The following is a 2,857-nucleotide window of genomic DNA, read 5'->3' as shown; positions in this document are numbered from 1 at the left end:
ATCCACCAACTCGTGCATCCACAGGTCGCGCTCCGCATGCCAGTCGATCTGGCCGCCGGTGCGTCGATAGACGATCACGCTCTTCACCGCTTCGCAGCCGCCCAGCGCGATCGCCTCGTCGGCGATGCTCTTGAGCGGCAGCGTCTTGCCGCCACGCGCCTGTTCGTCGGCGGTGATCAGCGCGACCGCGCCGACGTCGACAAGCCGCTCGTTCAGCGATTTCGCGGAGAAGCCGCCGAACACGACCGAGTGCGTCGCGCCGATGCGCGCGCAGGCCTGCATCGCGACGATGCCTTCGATCGACATCGGAATGTAGATGACGACGCGGTCACCCTTGCCGATCCCGCGTTTCTTCAGCGCATTGGCGAAGCGCGACACGCGCGCGAGCAGGTCCGCATAGGTGACGCGGGTGACGGTGCCGTCGTCGGCCTCGAAGATCACCGCGACGCGCTCGCCGTTGCCGGCTTCGACGTGGCGGTCGAGGCAGTTGTACGACGCGTTCAGCTCGCCGTCGTCGAACCATGTGTAGAACGGCGCGTTGCGCTCGTCGAGCACCTTGGTGAACGGCTTGTGCCACGTGAGGCCTTCGCGCGCGAGACGCGCCCAGAAGCCTTCGTAATCCTGCTCGGCCTCGGCGACGAGCGCGCGGTAGGCCGGCATGCCGGAAATGGTCGCCGTCTTCTCGAGCGCCGCGGGCGGCGCGAACTGACGGGTTTCGTGAAGAACCGATTCAATCGCAGACATCGACTACCCCTTGGTGAACATGAATCCTCTGCATGGCGGCGCGATCGTGCGCGCCGCGCGTCGTCCTGGCCGGCGCCTGCGCGCCGCTGTCTCCCACCACCTGCACGCGACCGCGAAGGCCTGCGCACGATGCTGCACCGCACCACATCACGCGAACGTGACTCGCAGCCCGGCAGTTTCCACGATAAGCGCTCCAACTTACCCGTCACTTACGCGGCATGGCCGTGTCGTGCGCCGGGCGGCGCGCATCGAGGGCGGCTTTACGCTGTTACAACCGCGACCCTACAATCCTAACTGAACTCGCCTTCCGGACTCCAGCTTGAATCGCTACGCCCTCTTCCTCATCCTGTCGATGCTGTTCGTCGGCAGCAATGTCGGTATCGGTAAATCCATCGTTGTATTCGTTCCCGTCGCCATCCTCGCCACGCTGCGCTTCGTGATCGCGATCGCCGTGCTGTGGCCGCTGTTCAGCCCCGTGAAGATGCGCGCGGTCAAGCGCGGCGAATGGCTGAACCTGTTCCTGCAGGCGTTCTTCGGCACCTTCATGTTCACGCTGCTGATGCTCAACGGCGTGCAGCGCACGAGCGCGGTGGCCGCGGGCGTCATCACGAGCACGATCCCGGCGATCGTCGCGCTGTTCGCGTGGCTGATCCTGCGTGAAAAACCGAACGGCCGTGCACTCGTGTCGATCGCGCTCGCGATCGTCGGCGTCGTGACGATCAACCTCGCCAACGGCGGCGCGGCCGACCACGGCGCGCAGGGTGACGCGTCCGGCTCGCTGGCGGGCAACCTGCTGATCCTCGGCGCGGTGTGCTGCGAATCGATCTACGTGATCCTGTCGCGCCGGCTCACGCAAACGCTCGCGCCGATCGACATCTGCGCGTACACCCACCTGTTCGGCCTGTTCCTGATGCTGCCGCTCGGCGCAACCGCGCTGTGGCGCTTCGATTACACGAGCGTGCCGGCCGGCACCTGGGCGCTCGTCGTCTGGTACGGGCTGTCGGCCAGCATCTTCTCGTTCTGGCTGTGGATGAAGGGCATCCGGCACGTACCAGGCAGCCTCGCCGGCGTGTTCAGCGCGGTACTGCCGATCGCCGCGGCCGCGTACGGCATCGCGTTCCTCGGCGAGCGCCCGACGCTCGCGCACGGCATCGCGCTCGCGTGTGTCGTCACCGGCATCGTGCTCGCGAGCCTGCGCGTGAAACGCGTGCCGGCGGCCGCTTCCTGATCCGTCCCCGGCAGTGCCGGCGCGTCGCTGCAGCGGCGCCGGCCGACGCGTTACAATAGCGCGCCTTTTCAAGATTACCCCCGATACCTGCGCACCGCGCCCGTACCCCGACATGTCCGCCCCGCATTCGTCCGGCCATCCCGGCCGCCGCCCGCTTCGCCCCCTTCCCGCGCTGATTTTCATGAGCCGCTGGCTCCAGGTCCCGCTTTACCTCGGCCTGATCGTCGCGCAGGGCGTCTACGTGTTCCTGTTCCTGAAGGAAGTCTGGCACCTGCTGTCGCATGCGACCGGCCTCGACGAAATCAGCGTGATGCTCGCGGTGCTCGGCCTGATCGACGTGGTGATGATCTCGAACCTGCTGATCATGGTGATCGTCGGCGGGTATGAAACGTTCGTGTCGCGGCTCGGCATCGAGGGCCACCCCGACGAGCCCGAGTGGCTCGACCACGTGAACGCGGGCGTGCTGAAGGTCAAGCTGTCGATGGCGCTGATCAGCATTTCGTCGATCCACCTGCTGAAGACCTTCATCAACCCCGACCAGCACACGACGCACGCGATCATGTGGCAGGTAATCATCCACGTGTCGTTCCTCGTGTCGGCGCTCGTGATGGCGTGGGTCGATCGCCTGACGACGCACACGCACCCGGCCCATTTCCACGAGGCGCACGCGCCCGCGGCGTCCCGACCGGCGGCCTGAACCGTCGGCAAACCCTTCCCCACTGTCCCCACAGAGTCTCAGCCATGACCGTCATCAAACAGGAAGACCTGATCCAGAGCATCGCGGATTCGCTGCAGTACATCAGCTACTACCACCCGCTCGACTACATCCAGGCCCTTGGCCGCGCGTACGAGCTGGAAGAGAGCCCGGCGGCGAAGGACGCGATC

Annotated in this window: 3 protein-coding genes; 2 read left to right on the top strand and 1 reads right to left on the bottom strand. The window is 66.1% G+C overall.

Features of this window, described 5'->3' with window-relative positions; translation table 11 throughout:
* Positions 1 to 744, bottom strand: a 744-nt coding sequence (locus JMF90_RS31875) for an AMP-binding protein (RefSeq protein WP_156349310.1), incomplete at its 3' end; no start/stop codon positions are given.
* Positions 745 to 1,063: 319 nt separating this feature from the next.
* Between JMF90_RS31875 and JMF90_RS31870 the strand changes: the two genes are divergently transcribed.
* Together JMF90_RS31870 and JMF90_RS31865 are read left to right on the top strand one after the other, a co-directional pair.
* A complete protein-coding gene (locus tag JMF90_RS31870) occupies positions 1,064 to 1,972 on the top strand; it encodes a DMT family transporter (protein WP_054927998.1) in 909 nt (302 codons plus the stop codon).
* 112 nt (positions 1,973 to 2,084) lie between these two features.
* Positions 2,085 to 2,669 (top strand): TIGR00645 family protein, encoded by a 585-nt coding sequence (locus JMF90_RS31865; RefSeq protein ID WP_011549403.1) that lies wholly within the window; start codon positions 2,085 to 2,087, stop codon positions 2,667 to 2,669.
* The last annotated feature ends 188 nt before the right edge of the window (positions 2,670 to 2,857 follow it).

It is taken from the genome of Burkholderia sp. E168m23 (assembly GCF_016586125.1).
In the GTDB taxonomy this organism is placed as follows: Bacteria; Pseudomonadota; Gammaproteobacteria; order Burkholderiales; family Burkholderiaceae; genus Burkholderia; species Burkholderia orbicola.
This window is presented reverse-complemented; position numbering and strand designations above follow the sequence as displayed.

Coding starts and splice junctions, on each gene's coding strand:
- JMF90_RS31865 (WP_011549403.1), top strand. CDS start 2,085: ATGTCCGCCCCGCATTCGTCCGGCCATCCCGGCCGCCGCCCGCTTCGC.